The organism is Dolichospermum heterosporum TAC447 (assembly GCF_024584745.1).
Lineage (GTDB): Bacteria > Cyanobacteriota > Cyanobacteriia > Cyanobacteriales > Nostocaceae > Dolichospermum > Dolichospermum heterosporum.
In genome coordinates, this window is the sequence record NZ_CP099464.1 from 5,541,723 (window position 1) to 5,558,629 (window position 16,907).

Annotated in this window: 21 protein-coding genes and 1 pseudogene; 10 read left to right on the top strand and 12 right to left on the bottom strand. The window is 40.1% G+C overall.

Annotated features, from left to right (window positions below):
* Positions 1–149: 149 nt before the first annotated feature.
* Complete coding sequence (locus NG743_RS25190) at positions 150–353, top strand: RelB antitoxin-like protein (protein WP_027401304.1); 204 nt, start codon at positions 150–152, stop codon at positions 351–353.
* The gene (locus NG743_RS25195; protein WP_257121117.1) at positions 350–622 is read left to right on the top strand and encodes a type II toxin-antitoxin system RelE family toxin; all 273 of its coding nucleotides are present in this window, start codon (positions 350–352) and stop codon (positions 620–622) included. Before NG743_RS25190 ends, NG743_RS25195 begins: the two co-directional genes overlap by 4 nt.
* A gap of 91 nt (positions 623–713) precedes the next feature.
* Here NG743_RS25195 and NG743_RS25200 read toward each other — a convergent pair whose 3' ends face one another.
* The 6 genes from NG743_RS25200 to NG743_RS25225 form a co-directional block, all read right to left on the bottom strand.
* Positions 714–1,310, bottom strand: a complete 597-nt coding sequence (locus NG743_RS25200; RefSeq protein ID WP_257121118.1) for a cytochrome c oxidase subunit 3 — start codon at positions 1,308–1,310, stop codon at positions 714–716.
* A 184-nt stretch (positions 1,311–1,494) separates the two neighbouring features.
* Entirely contained in the window at positions 1,495–3,147 is a 1,653-nt protein-coding gene (gene ctaD / locus NG743_RS25205) for a cytochrome c oxidase subunit I (RefSeq protein WP_027401301.1), read from the bottom strand.
* A gap of 163 nt (positions 3,148–3,310) precedes the next feature.
* On the bottom strand, positions 3,311–4,237 hold the full coding sequence (locus tag NG743_RS25210; protein WP_193964020.1) for a cytochrome c oxidase subunit II: 927 nt from the start codon (positions 4,235–4,237) through the stop codon (positions 3,311–3,313).
* Between the two features lie 75 nt (positions 4,238–4,312).
* Entirely contained in the window at positions 4,313–4,924 is a 612-nt protein-coding gene (locus tag NG743_RS25215) for a DUF2231 domain-containing protein (RefSeq protein ID WP_027401299.1), read from the bottom strand.
* The gene (locus NG743_RS25220; RefSeq protein WP_027401298.1) at positions 4,921–5,421 is read right to left on the bottom strand and encodes a DUF2231 domain-containing protein; all 501 of its coding nucleotides are present in this window, start codon (positions 5,419–5,421) and stop codon (positions 4,921–4,923) included. Before NG743_RS25220 ends, NG743_RS25215 begins: the two co-directional genes overlap by 4 nt.
* A gap of 764 nt (positions 5,422–6,185) precedes the next feature.
* Positions 6,186–6,614 (bottom strand): RNA-guided endonuclease InsQ/TnpB family protein, encoded by a 429-nt coding sequence (locus NG743_RS25225; protein ID WP_027401297.1) that lies wholly within the window; start codon positions 6,612–6,614, stop codon positions 6,186–6,188.
* 61 nt (positions 6,615–6,675) lie between these two features.
* On the opposite strand from NG743_RS25225, the gene NG743_RS25230 reads away from it, so the two are divergent.
* Positions 6,676–6,813, top strand: a complete 138-nt coding sequence (locus tag NG743_RS25230; RefSeq protein ID WP_168465765.1) for a hypothetical protein — start codon at positions 6,676–6,678, stop codon at positions 6,811–6,813.
* Positions 6,814–6,900: 87 nt separating this feature from the next.
* On the opposite strand, the gene NG743_RS25235 is transcribed toward NG743_RS25230, so the two are convergent.
* The 5 genes from NG743_RS25235 to psbB all read right to left on the bottom strand — a co-directional run bounded on the left by NG743_RS25235 (position 6,901) and on the right by psbB (position 11,735).
* Positions 6,901–7,566 carry a nitroreductase family protein gene (locus tag NG743_RS25235; protein WP_027401296.1) on the bottom strand — a complete coding sequence of 222 codons (666 nt, stop codon included), beginning with the start codon at positions 7,564–7,566 and terminating at the stop codon, positions 6,901–6,903.
* 71 nt (positions 7,567–7,637) lie between these two features.
* Entirely contained in the window at positions 7,638–8,369 is a 732-nt protein-coding gene (locus NG743_RS25240; protein WP_257121120.1) for an HAD family hydrolase, read from the bottom strand.
* Positions 8,370–8,605: 236 nt separating this feature from the next.
* Positions 8,606–9,661 carry a 30S ribosomal protein S1 gene (locus NG743_RS25245; protein ID WP_027401294.1) on the bottom strand — a complete coding sequence of 352 codons (1,056 nt, stop codon included), beginning with the start codon at positions 9,659–9,661 and terminating at the stop codon, positions 8,606–8,608.
* A gap of 345 nt (positions 9,662–10,006) precedes the next feature.
* Positions 10,007–10,111 (bottom strand): photosystem II reaction center protein T, encoded by a 105-nt coding sequence (locus NG743_RS25250; RefSeq protein ID WP_027401293.1) that lies wholly within the window; start codon positions 10,109–10,111, stop codon positions 10,007–10,009.
* 97 nt (positions 10,112–10,208) lie between these two features.
* Positions 10,209–11,735 carry a photosystem II chlorophyll-binding protein CP47 gene (psbB, locus tag NG743_RS25255; RefSeq protein WP_027401292.1) on the bottom strand — a complete coding sequence of 509 codons (1,527 nt, stop codon included), beginning with the start codon at positions 11,733–11,735 and terminating at the stop codon, positions 10,209–10,211.
* On the opposite strand from psbB, the gene NG743_RS25260 reads away from it, so the two are divergent.
* The gene (locus NG743_RS25260; protein ID WP_193963973.1) at positions 11,735–11,878 is read left to right on the top strand and encodes a hypothetical protein; all 144 of its coding nucleotides are present in this window, start codon (positions 11,735–11,737) and stop codon (positions 11,876–11,878) included. The genes psbB and NG743_RS25260 overlap by 1 nt on opposite strands.
* Positions 11,879–12,218: 340 nt before the next feature.
* Here NG743_RS25260 and NG743_RS25265 read toward each other — a convergent pair whose 3' ends face one another.
* Positions 12,219–12,341 carry a histone H1 gene (locus NG743_RS25265; RefSeq protein ID WP_027400631.1) on the bottom strand — a complete coding sequence of 41 codons (123 nt, stop codon included), beginning with the start codon at positions 12,339–12,341 and terminating at the stop codon, positions 12,219–12,221.
* Between the two features lie 131 nt (positions 12,342–12,472).
* Here NG743_RS25265 and NG743_RS25270 point away from each other — a divergent pair, with 131 nt between their 5' ends.
* From NG743_RS25270 to NG743_RS25295, 6 genes and pseudogenes are all read left to right on the top strand, one after another.
* On the top strand, positions 12,473–13,474 hold the full coding sequence (locus NG743_RS25270; protein ID WP_257121121.1) for an RNA-guided endonuclease InsQ/TnpB family protein: 1,002 nt from the start codon (positions 12,473–12,475) through the stop codon (positions 13,472–13,474).
* Between the two features lie 3 nt (positions 13,475–13,477).
* Entirely contained in the window at positions 13,478–13,948 is a 471-nt protein-coding gene (locus NG743_RS25275; protein ID WP_257121122.1) for a zinc ribbon domain-containing protein, read from the top strand.
* A 252-nt stretch (positions 13,949–14,200) separates the two neighbouring features.
* Positions 14,201–14,602 (top strand): annotated as a pseudogene (locus tag NG743_RS25280) (TerD family protein).
* Between the two features lie 109 nt (positions 14,603–14,711).
* On the top strand, positions 14,712–14,888 hold the full coding sequence (locus NG743_RS25285; protein ID WP_160170596.1) for a hypothetical protein: 177 nt from the start codon (positions 14,712–14,714) through the stop codon (positions 14,886–14,888).
* Between the two features lie 227 nt (positions 14,889–15,115).
* The gene (locus tag NG743_RS25290; RefSeq protein WP_257121125.1) at positions 15,116–15,604 is read left to right on the top strand and encodes a LysM peptidoglycan-binding domain-containing protein; all 489 of its coding nucleotides are present in this window, start codon (positions 15,116–15,118) and stop codon (positions 15,602–15,604) included.
* A gap of 783 nt (positions 15,605–16,387) precedes the next feature.
* A complete protein-coding gene (locus NG743_RS25295) occupies positions 16,388–16,894 on the top strand; it encodes a nucleotide exchange factor GrpE (protein ID WP_027401288.1) in 507 nt (168 codons plus the stop codon).
* Positions 16,895–16,907: the final 13 nt, after the last annotated feature.

Here is a 16,907-nt window from a genome sequence, read left to right on the forward strand (position 1 = left end):
TCGTAGTAAGTATTCAATAACAAAGTTGAATTAACACCAAAGTAACCATTATCGTAATTACCAGGAATGAAAGAACGACTCAAATTCAGCCTGATAAAAATATGTTACATTAAATGTAAATAGTAAAATACTAATCCTATATAAACAAAATGCAAGCTAATCAATATCCCTTCGCTCAAGAATTGATTACTGATATTGAAGGTAATATCAAAAAAGTGGTCGTGGATTTTCAAGACTATTTACGGTTGCTAGAAGCGATAGAAGATGAAGGACTTATTCTAGCTATGAAAGAAGTAGAAAATGAGAAACCATTAAATATTGATGAAGCTTTAGCGGAATTAGAAAAAGAGTGAATATCCAGTATCTACCCAGTTTTATTAAAGATTTGAAAGCACTCAAAAGTACACCCTATTATGAGTCTATTAAGAAATTTGCTTTTGCAGAAATAATTGAAATATCAAGTTTTGCAGAAATCACAAATATCAAAAAGCTTCAGGGATATGATAATGCTTATCGGATTCGTATAGGTGATTATCGTCTTGGTATTATTTTTGATGGTGAAACATTAATTTTTGAAAGAGTTTTACACCGAAAAGAAATTTATCGCTACTTTCCTAAATAGATAATTTTGCAATAATGATACAAATACATGAATAAGGGTTTAGCAATGCTAAACCCCTACATGATTTATTGATTTTTTGCTAATAAAATATCTACTGCCAAACGTAGATAAGTAGAAACAAAACAATCCAGATAACATCAACAAAGTGCCAAAACAAAGAAGTGGCATTTATGCCAAAATGACCATTATCAAAATTACCAGGAACGAAAGAACGCAACAAGACAATTAACTGTAATAGAATACCCGTAAAAACGTGCAAACCGTGAAAACCAGTTAAGAGATAAAACATTCCGCCAAAAGTACCAGAAGTAAAGCCAAATTCCAGTTGACTCCATTCCACAGCTTGGCCAAAAAGGAAATAACCACCCATAGCCATTGTTAAAAACAACAATAGACGATAGGTTTTTAAGTCATGTCTTTCCAGGGCTTTTTCGGCGAAATAAATCACAAAACTACTAGCAACCAAAACAACAGTATTAATGCTAGGTTCTTTTATTTCCAAACCAGAAACACCAGTTGGTAACCAATTAACAGTAGAAGTTTTGTAGATAATATAGCCAGCAAAGAAACTCAAGAAAATGACACTTTCAGATAACAGAAACACAATAAAACCAAACATTTTATTGCCTTCTTCATCATGCTCATGACTAACATGATCCAAATCATCAGGAGAAACAGAACTATCCATTGTTAAAAAACTCCAAAACCAGGAAACTAGTAATTAAGAAAAAAGTAACGAGAAAAACTATAGCGATTCTAAATAAGACGTAAAAAATTCTCTTCCTTCTCTTCCTCTGCGCCCTCTGCGTCTCTGCGGTTCGTTATAAAAAAAAATCAAATTTACACATCAAATAGAATCGCTATATTACCCATTACTCATGTTCAGAAGATGCCATTAATTCAGACTTACCATAACCATAAGGCTCACAAGTAACAATTGGAATTTCCTCAAAATTCTCAACAGGAGGAGGAGAAGAAACAGTCCATTCCAAACCAATTGCCCGCCAAGGATTAGCAGGAGCTTTTTCTCCATCCATCCAAGAAATTAACATATTGAAGATGAAAGGAAGAGTAGACATTCCTAACAGAAAAGAACCCAAACTAGCAACAATATTCCAACCAATTAACTCAGGTGCATAGGAAGCCGCCCGGCGTAACATTCCTTGCAAACCTAAAGGGTGCATGGGTAAGAAATTCAAATTTGTGCCGATAAATGCTAACCAAAAATGGATTTTGCCCCAACCTTCGTGGAACATTCTGCCCGTCATTTTAGGAAACCAATGATAGATAGCGGCATACATTCCCATAGTTACAGTTCCATAGAGAACATAATGGAAATGCCCGACAACAAAATAGGTATTATTAACATGAACATCTACAGGAACAGAAGAAAGCATAATTCCTGTAATGCCAGCAAAAACAAACATTACCAAACCACCCAAAGCAAATAACATGGGTGTAGTGAGGCGAATTTTACCGCCCCAAATAGTTGCCACCCAAGCAAATACCTTAATCCCTGTGGGAATAGAAACAAACATGGTTGTCACCATGAAAAACAACCGTAGCCAACCGGGAGTACCACTGACATACATATGGTGTACCCAAACAATGCCGCTAACTACAGCGATTAACATGGAAGAAATGGCAACGACTTTATAACCAAATAAAGGTTTGCGAGAATAAACCGGGAAGATTTCTGAGAAAATCCCGAAAATAGGCAAAATGATCACATAAACTGCGGGGTGAGAATAGAACCAGAAATAATGCTGGAACATCACCGGGTTTCCGCCTTTAGTAGGATCAAAAAAGGCAGTTCCCACTGTAATATCAAGAAGTAGCATGACCGCCCCGGCTGTTAAAGCTGGCAGTCCAAATAATTGGATAATTTGGGCGCTAAATACTGCCCAAACAAAGAGAGGCATTCTAAAGAAACCCATGCCCGGCGATCGCATTTTCACAATAGTAGTGACAAAATTCACCGCACCCATAATCGAGGAGACACCGGAAATAGCCACCGCTAATAACCAAAGAACTTGACCATTAATCAAGTTTCCCGTGGGGTTTTGCGTACTGACGGGGGGATATGCCCACCAACCAGATTGAGCAGGTCCACCGGGGACAAAGAAGCTGGACATGAGGAGAATACCCACCACAGGAACCATCCAAAAGGCGACGGCGTTGAGGCGGGGAAATGCCATATCTCGCGCCCCAATCATCAAGGGAACGAGGTAGTTAGCCATACCAACAAGAGAGGGAAACGTCCACAGAAACAGCATCACTGTTCCGTGCATGGTGAACATTCCGTTGTAGACTGTGCGGTCTATTAAATCAGCTTCGGGGGTGATGAGTTCCCCGCGCAAAATCATAGCGAAGATACCGCCAACTAGGAAGAAAATAAAAGAGGTAACGAGGTATTGAATACCGATAACCTTATGATCTGTACTAAAACTGAAGTAGGTTCTCCAGGTTTGGGGCGGTTCGTGGTGATGTGATTCACCAGTGATATGAATGGGGATGTTAGCCATTTGTCAGTTATTAAGTAGGTGAACACAATAAAACCAAACTGTGTAAAGAAATTTAAAATCGCTGAAAACTTCTTTACTCTTGCCTTTTGCCTTGCTATAACGACAATTTTCAACGCCAACCTACTTAGTGGTTAGTTGTCAGTAGCAAAGAAAAATTACAAAGTTAACCTGGGAAATTGACTAATGGAGGTGCTGCCGGTTCAACAGTTTTCCAACCGCTGTCAATGCCGTTTTCTATTTTTAGGGCATATTCGGAAGCTGCTTGGTTAGGGGCTGGGCTGGGTGTTTGACTCGCAGCTTTGCTTAACCACTGCTGATAGTTGCTAGGTGATTCCACAACGACCTTGGCTCGCATAGTGGCAAAGTATGTACCGCTATACTGAGAGTCAGTCAAATCATAGGCACCGGGGCGAATGGGGGTAAATTCAAAGTCGAGGTCGTTACCAGGAATAATGTCTTGTTTGAGGCGGAAAGCGGGGATATAAAAGCCGTGAAGTACATCTTCCGAATGGAGATTGAGACGGATACGGCTACCCTGCGGTAAATGCAATTCTGTACTGGTAACATTGCTTTGGGGATAATGAAACACCCAAGCCCACTGTTTAGCTAATACATCAATGTGTTCTAAATTCTCACCTGCTGAGACTGCTGAAGCTTCACCCAGTGCAGCATCAGCGGTTTCTGTCTTCATCGGATTATGTAAATGGATCTGATGAGAAGGTCCCTGGATGCCCATTTCTTCGTAAACTTGGTAACTATAACCCGCAATCCATAACACCAACATAATTGGGATTGCCGTCCAAACCACTTCTAAAGTAACGTTACCTTCAATATGCGGACCATCGCCTAAATCATTGGCTTTCGCCCGGTGGAAACAAATAGAATAGAAAAGAGTAGCAGTTACTCCCAGGAAAATCAAAGATCCTAATGTTACCAAAAAGCTAAATAAATCATCAATTAGATGAGATTCAGCAGCCCCTTGGGGAGGAAGCCAAGAATAAGCCTGTTTACCAATCCATAGACTAGAAAGAGTTACCGCAACTGCCCCAGTAACTATGGTCAAAAAGTTGAGAAATTGCCGAATTTTCATAATGGTCAGTTGTTAGTTGTCAGTGGTCGGTCGTTAGCTAAGAATTTTTACCGATTACCAATTACTAATCACCCATTACCGATTACCAAATATTTGATTGATGTCTTTTCCGGCTCTTAGTAATTTATCGGCTGTATTGTGAACACCAAAATCTGCTGCCAAGTGCGCTCCTAATGTGCCGTGAAAATACATTAGCAACATAATAATTACACCGACAACCAAGTAAGAAATTTGAACTTCTCTCTCTTCGTATTTGCCAATAACGTAACGTTGCCAACCTCTCCAAAAGGTCATACCGACAATCATCGCTAATAGCAATACACCGCCCACACCATGCCACATCATTGTCGGCATTGCCAGCATTCCCCAAGGACTTTTGATATCTGTTGGTGGGGCTGCCAACAACATTTCATAAAAACCTGCACCAACCGTAAAAAATGTAATCACAGCCGCAGCAAAAATGTTGTACCAACCCACATCAAATAATTGAGAACGTTCAACCTTAATTCCCAAAAACTTGAACAACCATTTTTCCACAGGAAAAAATACACCTAAAAGATCAAAGATAATGGCAATGATGAATAAACCTAATGTAAGATGTACCAAATTAGGATGAATCGGAATGGCATAAGGTAAACCATTTGCACCCATTTGGTGACTAATTTGGTCTAATAATTCTGAATTCATGGCAAGATTCCATCCTTTACCGCTTCCACAACAGGTACAGTATGTAAGCCATACACCCATACAAGTTCATCACCAAGATATACTTGAAACCCAACCAGCACTGTTAATAAAACTGCCACAGCTATGTAATGAAATGGGAGTTTTTTTGAGTTACGACTTCGCAACACATAACGCCAAGCTGTAATTGCAGCAATAATACCTGAAAGTGACCAACCGATAAGAGTATGAACATTTAATACTGATTTAGCCAGTTCGTAGGGTTTCGCTAAACCAGCTTCAAATTGGCCAAAAATAATCGCCACAAAAATAGCTACTGTGGCAATACACATATTCCACCAACTCACCTCAAATAAGGTAGTTTTCCCAGTTAAATACCCAGCGACATCACAAAAAACAGAAAATAGAACCATCGCAATTACAAAGTGAACCACGATAGGATGTAAAGGATCTGGATATGGTAAATTATGCTCATTCAATGAAGTGAAAAAATCCAGCATTAAATTCTCCTAGACTTACTACTCCTTAGCCAAACTTGAATAATTGCTAGATACTCACTAACATCAATAAATTATTTGATAAATCTGCTGTGAGTTCGCTGCAATGTATAACCAAATAGCCAATTACTTTTGGTCAAGTTATTTCCTCATCGTGACAACAGCAATTATGGATGTAGCTAAACTAAATCACTGTTAGAGGTTGAATTTACTAGATGTAAATTTTTATGAATTGTCCAAAAAACTAAAAGCAGAACTTCTAGAATTAATGAGAGAGACAACAACAGATTTTGATCTTGGCTCTATTACAATATTTTTAAATCAAAACCAAATATTTTTATGTTTATTGATGTACAATTACAAATTATCACTTTGTAATTTAAAAGACCGAAATATATAGTTTTTACAGTAGGTATGATCTGGGTTGAATAAGATTTCAAGAATAATTAAACGCAGATTAACACAGACAAAGAAAGATGATTCTGTGCAATATTCTCTCTCTGTGCCTCTGCGCCTCTGCGTGAGACAAAATGCAATTCACTGATCCAAAAATCGCCGTCAACTGATATTTGTATTTATCTAACCTAAATCCGTTCTATAAAACTTACCCAAAATTACCAAAGTCTAGACACATCTGGACAGCGATAATCTTAGTGTTTATTTCCTGCTTCATCGTGGTCTTAGAATGACTTCTAAGAGGTTTTTCCACTCCACAGGCAATCTCGGTAGAACTTACCGTTTCTGACCGTAGTTCCTAAAAAGAACCGCTACGCTACAGGGATAAAAATATCCACAAACCATCGGTCAATATTCTTAGCTGCGTTGAGGTCACGATCCTCTGTATGTCCACAATCAGGACAAACATAAACGCGGCTTTTTAATGGCATTTTATGACGATGATTACCGCAGTTAGAGCATATTTGCGAACTAGGAAAGAATCTATCTACAAGGATTAATTCACTGCCAAACTTCTCAGTTTTGTACTCTAATTGCCTTTGAAATTCATACATCCCACAATCTGCAATTGCACCTGCTAATTTGTGGTTCTTCAAAAATGCCTTAACGTGCAAATCTTCTATCTTAATTATGCTGTGGTTTTTAGCTAGATAGTAGGTTAATTTGTGAATAGAATCCTTGCGAAAAGCTGTAATCTGTCCGTTATTTGGAATTAGCGCAGTTTTGAATGATAAAAGCATTGATTCGACCTTCAATGTTGTGCTATGATATCTAGTATATCAGACATATTAAGATTTGGCAATGCCTCGGATTAAATTTAAACCACAAAATCAAGTAGCCTCCGATAAATCACCCTTGCAATTTAAGGTTTTACCTGGAGTCAGGGAAAAAATTAAAACCGTCCCTGACACAGCAGCAACGGTTGAGGGATTTTGTTGATCAACTTATTGAAGACTCGGATAAACAGTAATATATGGATAGTTATGGGTAGAAATTATCAAGCTGTTTCTACCCCCAAATCCCTAATTAGCCTTGATAGGGATTATCCAGTCTATCTACAGAAACATTCACAGATAATGGTAGCCGACCGGGATTTAAGCGGGGTTCAGCCGCATAACCTACAGGTACTAAAACAGCAATACCTATATCTGGGTCATTTTCTGCACCAATTATAGCTTTGACCTGTTCCTCAATCCAACCATTCATAAAGCAGGTGGATAAACCCAAACTTTCCGCTGCTAACACTAAATTCGTAGCAGCTATCATGGCATCTTTAATGGCGTATTCCCGGCGCTTGTCTCCTAAACTAGCTTGAAATTGGGGAATCGCACCTCTAAAATAATTAACTGTTCCCTCATTCCAAGCCCCAGTGGCTGCACCTTGCTCTAAAATGGGTGTTAAATCTTTTCCTCCCGCAGCAGCGTCAGCCGCGAAAACAAAGGTAACAGGTGCTTGAATAATTTGTTGTTGCTTCCAAGAAGCTGCACATAATGCTTCTTTTTGGGCTTTGTCCTGCACTAAAACTATTCTCCACGATTGGACGTTAAAACTACTGGGTGCAGCTACGGTTAATTCTACCAGTTGCTTAAGTAGTTCTGGGGAGATGGGATCTTGTTTAAAGGTTTTGATGGAACGACGTTGTCCTATGGCAGTAGGTACGTCTAATGCTTTGATTTGGGTATTTGAAGTCACGGTATTTTCCTCTGTTTTATCCTATGCGCTTAGGGTAACGCTTTTTTGCACGCAGTTCAATTGATGGACTGTCAAGCAATCACCTGAATTTCATCAAGTTGATTAATCACCACGTCTGCACCTTGAACATTATCTGCCCTAGCAATCCAAGTAATCCCAATACAGCCGGCAGCCTTAGCATGACGCGCCATTTGCATATCACCTATAGAATCACCTACCATTAAAGTCGCCGCTGGTGATACTCCCAAGGCTTGGCAAGCTTCTAAAAACAGCGTCGGATCTGGTTTACTCGGACCATCATCAACTCCCTTTTCCAGTTGCAAATAATCGCTTAATTGGTGAGTAGTGACAAATTTTTTGACCTCTTGAGTCGTTGCTGCTGACAGGATTCCCAATTTTAAGCCCGCTACTGACAAGGACTTTAATATCTCCAAACTACCCACAAATAAAGGTGAAGGAGTTTTACCAACATATTGTTCAGCTTCTTCTAAAGCTTGACGAGCGATTTTTAAAGATTCAAACCATCCCCTACCAGTTTCTGCAATGTAAGCGGCTGCTGCAACTTCTGTTTCTCTACGACTCGCTACTGATATTAAACCTGCTAGATCTAAGAAATTGCCATTAATACCAAAAGCCATTAATAAAGGTTCGCCAATTCCAGGAATTTGTGCGTCTATCATCCGTGCCGCTTTTTGTCCCAATGTTCTTAAATGTGACTCAGAATCTTCTAAAGTACCGTTTTTATCAAATAAAATTGCTTCAATATTAGAAAACGCAATGTTTTTACATTTAATAGTTGCCAAAATAGCTCACCCCATTCATTTTAGATGGTAAGTAAAAAAAAGAGGGGTTTCCCTCCTTATAATACACTTTAACAATTTGAGTTGTCATCACTGACAATTATCCAGCAATTCTCATTTTAAGGTTTGATGACATTGTAACCCTTGTGGTAACAGGGGTTTACAATTTTTAGCGAATCCGTGTATCGCTGAAATGGCGCAAAATCGTTTCAAAGTGAGAATTGCTGACAATTATCAATCTATGATTCAATAGCTGCGGGGATCTCTTCTTCAATCTCTGTGGCTGGGGGAATTTCTTCCTCAATCACAGCTTCCATAGGTGCAACTTCTTCAGCTACGGCTTCCACATCTGTAGCTTCCACATCTGTAGCTTCCACAGGTGTAGTAATGCCTTGCTGTTTGGCAAGCAATTGTTCCCGATACTTAGCTGCCATTTCTTCGGCCTTATCATAAACCAAATCACGGTTCTTGATCATGTCACCAGGTTCGGGTTCTAACTGTTTAGTAGACAGTGAAATCCGTCCCCTTTCTGCATCCAAGTCAATGATCATTACTTTCACTTCATCATTAACATTGAATACACTATGAGGAGTATCAATATGCTCGTGGGAAATCTCAGAAATATGTAGTAGTCCACTCACGCCACCAATGTCAATGAAAGCACCGTAAGGTTTGATACCGCGAACAGTACCAATAACTACTTCGCCCACTTCCAAACGGTTCATCTTCCGCTCAACCAGCGCTCGACGATGGGAGAGAACTAGGCGGTTACGCTCTTCATCTACTTCTAAGAATTTCAAGGGCAGTTCTTCGCCTACCAAATCTTCCTTGGGTTTGCGAGTGCTAATATGAGAACCGGGGATAAAGCCACGCAGTCCTTCAATTCGCACTAATGCACCACCACGGTTGGTTGCGAAAACGCCAGAACGGACAGTAGCATCTTCTGCTTGCAACTGCCGAACCCGCTCCCAAGCCCGCATATACTCAATCCGACGAATTGAAAGGGTGAGCTGACCATCTTCATTTTCATCTGTAAGGATGAAAAATTCCCGTGTTTCGTTTGATTGTAAGACTTCTTCCGGGGCATCGACCCGGTTAATAGACATTTCTTGTATGGGTATATATGCTGCGGTTTTCGCACCTATGTCAATCAGAGCGCCGCGCGGCTCTATACTGAAAACTGTACCCGGTACGACATCACCAGGGCTGAAGTGATAGTCGTATTTATCAAGTAGAGCAGCGAAATCTTCGTGGGTAAATCCAATTTCTGTAGCGGTTAAGTTCTGATTGACCATGCTAATGTGTTCCTGGGTCTAGTCTCCGTAAAGGTTTTGTCATAAATTCAGTTTATATGTAAGTAGTGGGAGGACAATTTCCACTTACATTGCTGTCTTATCCTAGCTTAGAATAGCTAGTCTTAACACATATCAACTTCCAGACATAAAATTATATCATATATGGCGGTGAATAGGGAATGGGGAATAGGGAATGGGGAATGGGGAATGGGGAATAGGGAATGGGGAATAGGGAATGGGGGATATCTGATTTTTAATACCGAAACTAAAATATCCGTTGTTACTAATGATAGTAACAACGGATATTGTTAGCATATATTCCCTAGTGAATTGGGAATATATAACCTATTTCTCTTTTTTCTCAAACCGGGGGGGTTCGCGGAAGGCGATCGCAAAAAAGAGTACACCTATTGCTAGGGTTAAAATCAAGATGTAAGCAACACTTTCCATATTTTTCAGATCCTGTCTGTTGAGCCAGTAATTTTAGTTTAACAAACCACAGAAAAAGCATGAAGTAGAAAAATCTACTTCACACCTCATCCAAGTTTTAAGCTTCCTTTCTCCGGCGAGTTGTTTTGTCACCCAGCTTCTGGAACAGACCCCACTCAACCTGTTCTTCTTCAATTTCCACACCAGCAAATACATCACGGTAGATTGTCCGTGAACCGTGCCACAGGTGACCAAAGAAGAATAGTAGAGCAAATACAGCATGACCAAAGGTAAACCAACCTCTGGGAGATGTTCGGAATACACCGTCAGAGTTCAAGGTTTCTTTGTCAAATTCAAATATTTCTCCACCTTGAGCTTTGCGGGCGTACTTCTTCACATCAGCGGGATCTGTAAAGGTTTGACCATTCAGGTTCCCACCGTAGAAGCTGACTTTTACGCCAGTTTGTTCAAAGCTGTATCTAGACTCTGCCCGACGGAAGGGGATGTCAGCACGGACAACCCCATCTTTATCAGTCAAAATGACTGGGAAGGTTTCAAAGAAGTTAGGTAGACGACGAACTGTTAATTCTCGTCCTTCGGCATCCGTGAACACAGCGTGACCTTGCCAAGATTCAGCAATACCATCACCTTTCACCATTGCCCCTGTACGGAATAGACCACCTTTAGCGGGGCTATTACCAACATAATCGTAGAAAGCCAGTTTTTCAGGAATCTGCGACCAAGCTTCTTTCAAAGAAGTACCTTCAGCAACGCTTGTTTGCACACGACGCTGAATTTCTTGACGGAAGTAGTCTTGATCCCACTGGTAACGGGTAGGACCAAACAGTTCGATTGGGGTAGCAGCGTTACCATACCACATAGTTCCAGCTACTACGAAAGCAGCGAAGAATACAGCAGCGATACTACTGGAAAGTACGGTTTCAATATTACCCATCCGTAGGGCTTTGTAGAGCCTTTCAGGAGGTCTAACTGTGAGGTGGAATAAACCTGCAACAATACCGACAATACCAGCCGCAATGTGGTGAGCGACTATACCACCTGGATTATAGGGGTTAAATCCAGCCGGACCCCATTCAGGAGCTACTGGCTGAATACTGCCCGTCAGTCCATAGGCATCAGATACCCACATTCCTGGACCAAATAGTCCAGTCTGGTGGAACGCACCAAAACCAAAACAAAGTAAACCGGATAAGAACAGGTGAATACCAAACATTTTTGGCAAGTCTAGTGCAGGTTCACCGGTGCGAGGATCTCTAAAAAGTTCCAAATCCCAGAAAACCCAGTGCCAAACAGCAGCCAAGAATAATAAACCAGAAAGAACGATGTGAGCAGCAGCAACGCCTTCAAATGACCAGAAACCGGGGTCTACTGCTGTGCCACCAGTTACACTCCAACCGCCCCAAGATTCGGTTACGCCTAAACGTGCCATGAAGGGAAGTACGAACATCCCTTGTCGCCACATGGGGTTGAGAACTGGATCACTAGGGTTATAAACGGCTAGTTCGTACAGTGCCATTGAACCTGCCCAGCCAGCTACTAAAGCTGTGTGCATTAAGTGTACAGAAATCAGCCGACCTGGATCGTTGAGAACGACTGTATGTACTCGATACCAAGGTAGTCCCATTGACTACAAGCCTCCTGGATAGTTATGTTTACAAAGCAATTTTCTTACGGAGGTTCACAAATGACGGAAACCGTCAAGCCGAGAAATCTCTGAGTTTTTTTATTGCTGATTTTGAGTTTGGCAATACTGACGCACTACCATAGTTTGAGTTCTTTTGTCAAGAACTGACTGTTTGAGTGTTTAGGTAATTGCTAAACAAAAACGAGGATATTTTTAAAAGTGTAACTATTGATGGAACGCTTTGCAAGCGTTTCCATCGCTGGAGTTACGTAAGTTGTGGTTTAAATATGGCTACCAGTCACCAGAAATGTTGGTTATAACCGGATCTATCTGGAAAACTGAAGTTTTTTTTAATCCACCAGGGGATCGCGGGAAGGCTGGGAGCCGCGTCTCTTTAGAGCGCGGGGGAAAGCCTACCCGTGCGGTTTTAACCGCTTCCAATATTCTCGATCATGATGCGGGTCATTAAATCTTTTCAACATTTTATTTCTCTCTAACTAATCTTTTTAAGGCTGACGAAAGACTCATTCCCCAACCTTGGGCGATATCCTCAAGTTTCTTTCTTTCAGTTTCATCTAGGTACACCGCTAGAGGTTTTTTCTTCATATACAATATTGGGTTGACATTACTGTAATACTGCCATATAATAGTTATATCGTCAATCACATCAACAAAATAAACCTGTGCAAATACGCTGGAGATTCAAGCTACAACCATCTATTGGGCAACAAGCCTTAATGTCTGAGTGGCTTGTTACTTTACGGAAACACAGAAATTATTGTTTGGCAGAACGTCAGCGCGGATTTGAAACTAATAACCAGAAATCAGACGAGTCAGTAATTTACCAATATGGTGCATTTTCAGACTTAGATACTCGTATTGAATATGGCTCTTATTGCCCTTTGACCTGCCCCGTCGTTAAGCATGGTGTAATGTCCTCTGGGTTAACAAAAAATAGTAAGAAGCATGGTTTAACCTGGGGTAGTGCGACTGATATTCAAGGCAAGAGAACAACTGAACTACGTTCTGAGTCTGAATGGTATAGCCGAATTAATTCAGATGTTTTACAAGGCAATTTAGCTAAATTAGATATTGCTTATAACGGATTTTTTCAACACAAAAGGGGTTTCCCTGCGTTTCGTAAAGCAGCCAACTTTAAAACATTTCAATTCAAGCCAGGACAAGTAAAATTAACTGTTAATCGTGAATCTAATCAGCCCCGATGCTATTCCCATGCCTACTTTCCTGGACTGGGGACTATGCGCTATTTTGATAGTCGTACTATTCCAATAGATGCTGATATTAGAACGGTGACAGTGATTAAAGAAGCTGACGGCTGGTACATGAGTGTATTACTCGAGTTACCTGAATCCCTACCTGAAGTTACAGAAATTGAAACCGTCAAATCAGCAGTAGGTATTGATGTAGGAATTAATAAATTAATTTCTTTGTCGGATGGTTCGTTTATTGAAAATCCTCAATTTGCAACTAATAAAAAAGTCCGCCGTCAATTAAGAATCAGACAGCGCCGAGTTAACCGCAAAATCAAGGGTTCTAATAATCGCAAAAAAGCCGGGAAAATAGTTGCCAAGCTACATAAAAAGATTGCAGATAAGCGAAATGATCATCAATGGAAAGCAGCCAATAAAGTTGTTAACACCGCTGAGGCAATTGTCCAAGAGGATCTAAATGTTAAGGCTATGAAGTCCCGCTGCCAACCCAAAAGGCAGCAAGGATGATTTATGGCTAATGGTCAATCTGCAAAACGTGGATTAAATCGCTCTATTTCTGATGCAAGTTGGGGCGAATTATTTTCTAAGATTGCTTGGCTGGCATTGAAGTCTGGTAAGCCAGTATTATCCGTTAATTCTAAATTTACTTCTCAAGAATGTTCGGCTTGTCATCATATTAGTAAAGCTAATAGAGATGGCGAAAAGTTCATTTGTGAAAACTGTGGTCATATTGACCATGCTGATACTCAGGCTTCTCGGACAATTTTACGAAGAGCTAATTTGAAATTCGTCAGCAACAGACGTAAAAAGCCGACGCACCAATCGTTAGTGCCTACTCCTGGACTGGGAGAAAGTAACGCCCTTTTATGCAACGATGCCGCCAGAAATGGCAAACGGCATCAGGCGGGGAACCGTACATCTAAGGTAATACCTGAAAAGCGGATATTATTCGAGCAGTTGTGTTTGCAATTATTCGATTAAGAATCCCCGTGTCTTTAGACCGGGGAGTGTCAATATTCCAGCATAAAACTAAATTGGGGTTTTATCCGGCGAACTGCTTGCAGCAGCTCTTCGCTATCGCTCATCGAGAAACTACAGATTTTATTTTGGACTTGCTATTCTTAAGTGTTTGCGGATATTTCCAAAATGTGACTTGCCTTTTTAATATCTATATGCTGAAATAAGTATTAATTATGATGTCTTTCATGGCAGCATACAAAATTTAACTGGGCTGTGACGTTTTTTAGAAGTTTTGGTGGTGGTCATGACCATGATCTAGATGCCTCTGTAGTTTGCTTGGATGCTAATGGTAAATTAACAGACAAAGAAAACATCATCTACTTTGGTAATCTTCAACATTTATCAGGATCAATCGTCCATACAGGAGACAATTTAACTGGCACTGGTGATGACGAAGTAATCATTATTGATTTACCTCCCATTCCTGCTGATTAAGCTAAATTAGTCTTCGTCATCAATATTTACGATTGTATTGCTCGTAAACAAGATTTTACTCAAGTTGACAATGCTTTTGTTAGATTGGTGAATGCAGCTAATAATAAAGAATTAGCTAGATATAACCTCTCTGGGAAAGAGTATAGCGGCATGACAGGATGTCATGCACGATGGACTTGATCATCGGATTCATAGTTTAATGCCTCCTTCTTTTCATGTAGGACAAATTATTTCCATGAATAAAGCTATTCGTCAACATAAATCTAAAACTTAATTACAAATTATTTTCATGTGTATGATTTTGGCGGTGAATGAGTGCGATCGCATGATTAACTTCTGCGGTTTTATGATTCCCCAACTTCAGCAAGAAAGATTGCGAAACTTGAGTCAAGAATTACAATTTGCTATTAATACTAATAATCTCTCGTCAATGGAGTATCACAGTCAGGAAACTAGAAAAGACTGATGAGGTACAGCTATAGTACAAGGTTGTATTCTCGCCATCCAACAAGCCAAAGCCGTTGCACCAAGCCAAACTAATGCCATGTTTGACAAAATCTCTCGGATGTTGAATGCAGCTACAGGTGATGATAGTAATGAAGCAGATCGTTTATGGCGGGAATTACAACCAGATGTATAACATTGGTTAAATCAAGAATTACCCAGTAATAACATTATCACGGGACTTACACGATGAACACCAAAACTAAAATTGACTGTCCGGTTTGTGGGTATAAAGGAATTGAGAGCAACAGTTGTCCTCATTGTGACACTGATGTTTCTCTAATCCGTTCCTTGGCAGAATTACCCCAGCGTCCGAAATCTTGGACAACAAGTATTGCCATTTTCATGCTGATAATAGGCATTACTATTGGTGCAGCAGGTAGTTTTTTTGCCCTGCAAACGGCTATATATACTGCAACAGTTCCTAAACCTACAGTTACTACTAATCTCACTCCTCCTGTAATTACTCCTGTAATTCCTAAACCAGCCCCACCACTAGCCACTTATACCGTAAAATCAGGAGATACCCTTAGTAGTATTGCAGGAAAATTTTGTAGTAAATCTACTGATTGGCAATTAATCGTTGCCGCTAATCCTGAATTACAAAAACGGGAAAATCAGTTAGATATAGATCAGGTGTTGAAAATTCCTAGTAGCTGTCAAAGGAAAAGCCCATGAAGATAGTTGAGGTCACTACTTTTCCACCCTTCGGGTTTTGCACGCACGAGTCGTTTTTCATCCCCTGTCTGTAGCACGAAAGACGGAACTGGAGTTTCTGTTTCTCAGGGGCTTTCAAACTTCCCAGTCTTTCTTGTAAAATAGGATTTTTCGACCGAGATTATTGACAATAGAATCAATAAGGGTGGAAATTGATATGTATCTTTTTATGTCTAAGTAGGTGAACACAATAAAACCAAACTGTGTAAAGAAACGTAAAATCGCCCAAACCCTCTTCACTCTTGCCTCTTGCCTTTTGCCTTGCCATAACGACAATTTTCAACGCCAACCTACTTAACAGGATTGAAATGGTTACAGAGTTTTGGTTTCAAGGTACGTTGTCCCCCAGTTAGGTTTTTATACAGGTTGATTACCTTTCCTGTCATCTGCGATGATAACATCAAATATGATCAATTTATCCCCCAGTGATAAATCCCCTCTTACAGCTTTCATCCCCGGCTGACAAGACATTGATCCCTAAAAATTTTGGGGATTTTTAGGGATCAATTCCGGGGTTTTTAGCCTATCTTCTTATAAAATATTTAGAAGATTACTGTCAAGGTTGTCAAGAGCGTAATAGCCAAAATTATATTCAAGCCCAAATGTGGTTAATTAAAGCTTATCAAATGGGTGGACAATTACAAAGAGCGATCGCTCTGAGTCAAATTTTGCGTAATCATCCTCATTCCCAAATCAACACTTAGGCTAACAAAATTCTAGCTGTGCTATCTAAAGAGATTTCCCGTGCCTGATCTATCCCCCAACTATCTGATTAGCGTAGAATTACGAGAATTACTCGTACAAAAACTCGGCGTTCTGCAAAAAGACAATGTGTTATTACAGCAGTCTTTGAGAGAACAGCAAATTAAAACTACAGCCCAAACAGAAGATTTATTCTTGGAACTTTTAGAAGTTGCTGATGCCTTAGAAGCTTTATTAGACTATCTAGAAAACAATCCTAGTCCTAGTCCAGAATTTATAGAACGTCTACCCAGATCCATAGGTGCAGTTAATCGCAAGTTTCTCGGTGTTTTAGGAAAGCACCAACTTTTACCTATAGAATTACAAAAAGGAACAGAACCAGATTTTAACTTATGTCGCGTCATTGACCGGGAAGAAAGAACAGATATCCCAGACCAAACAATTACTAAAATTGTCCGTCGCGGATTTCATTTAGGTGAAAAAGTTCTCCGTCCCACAGAAGTCATTACTGCTAAATCAGATAATGGTAATGGAATGGGTAATGGGTAATGGGTAATTGGTA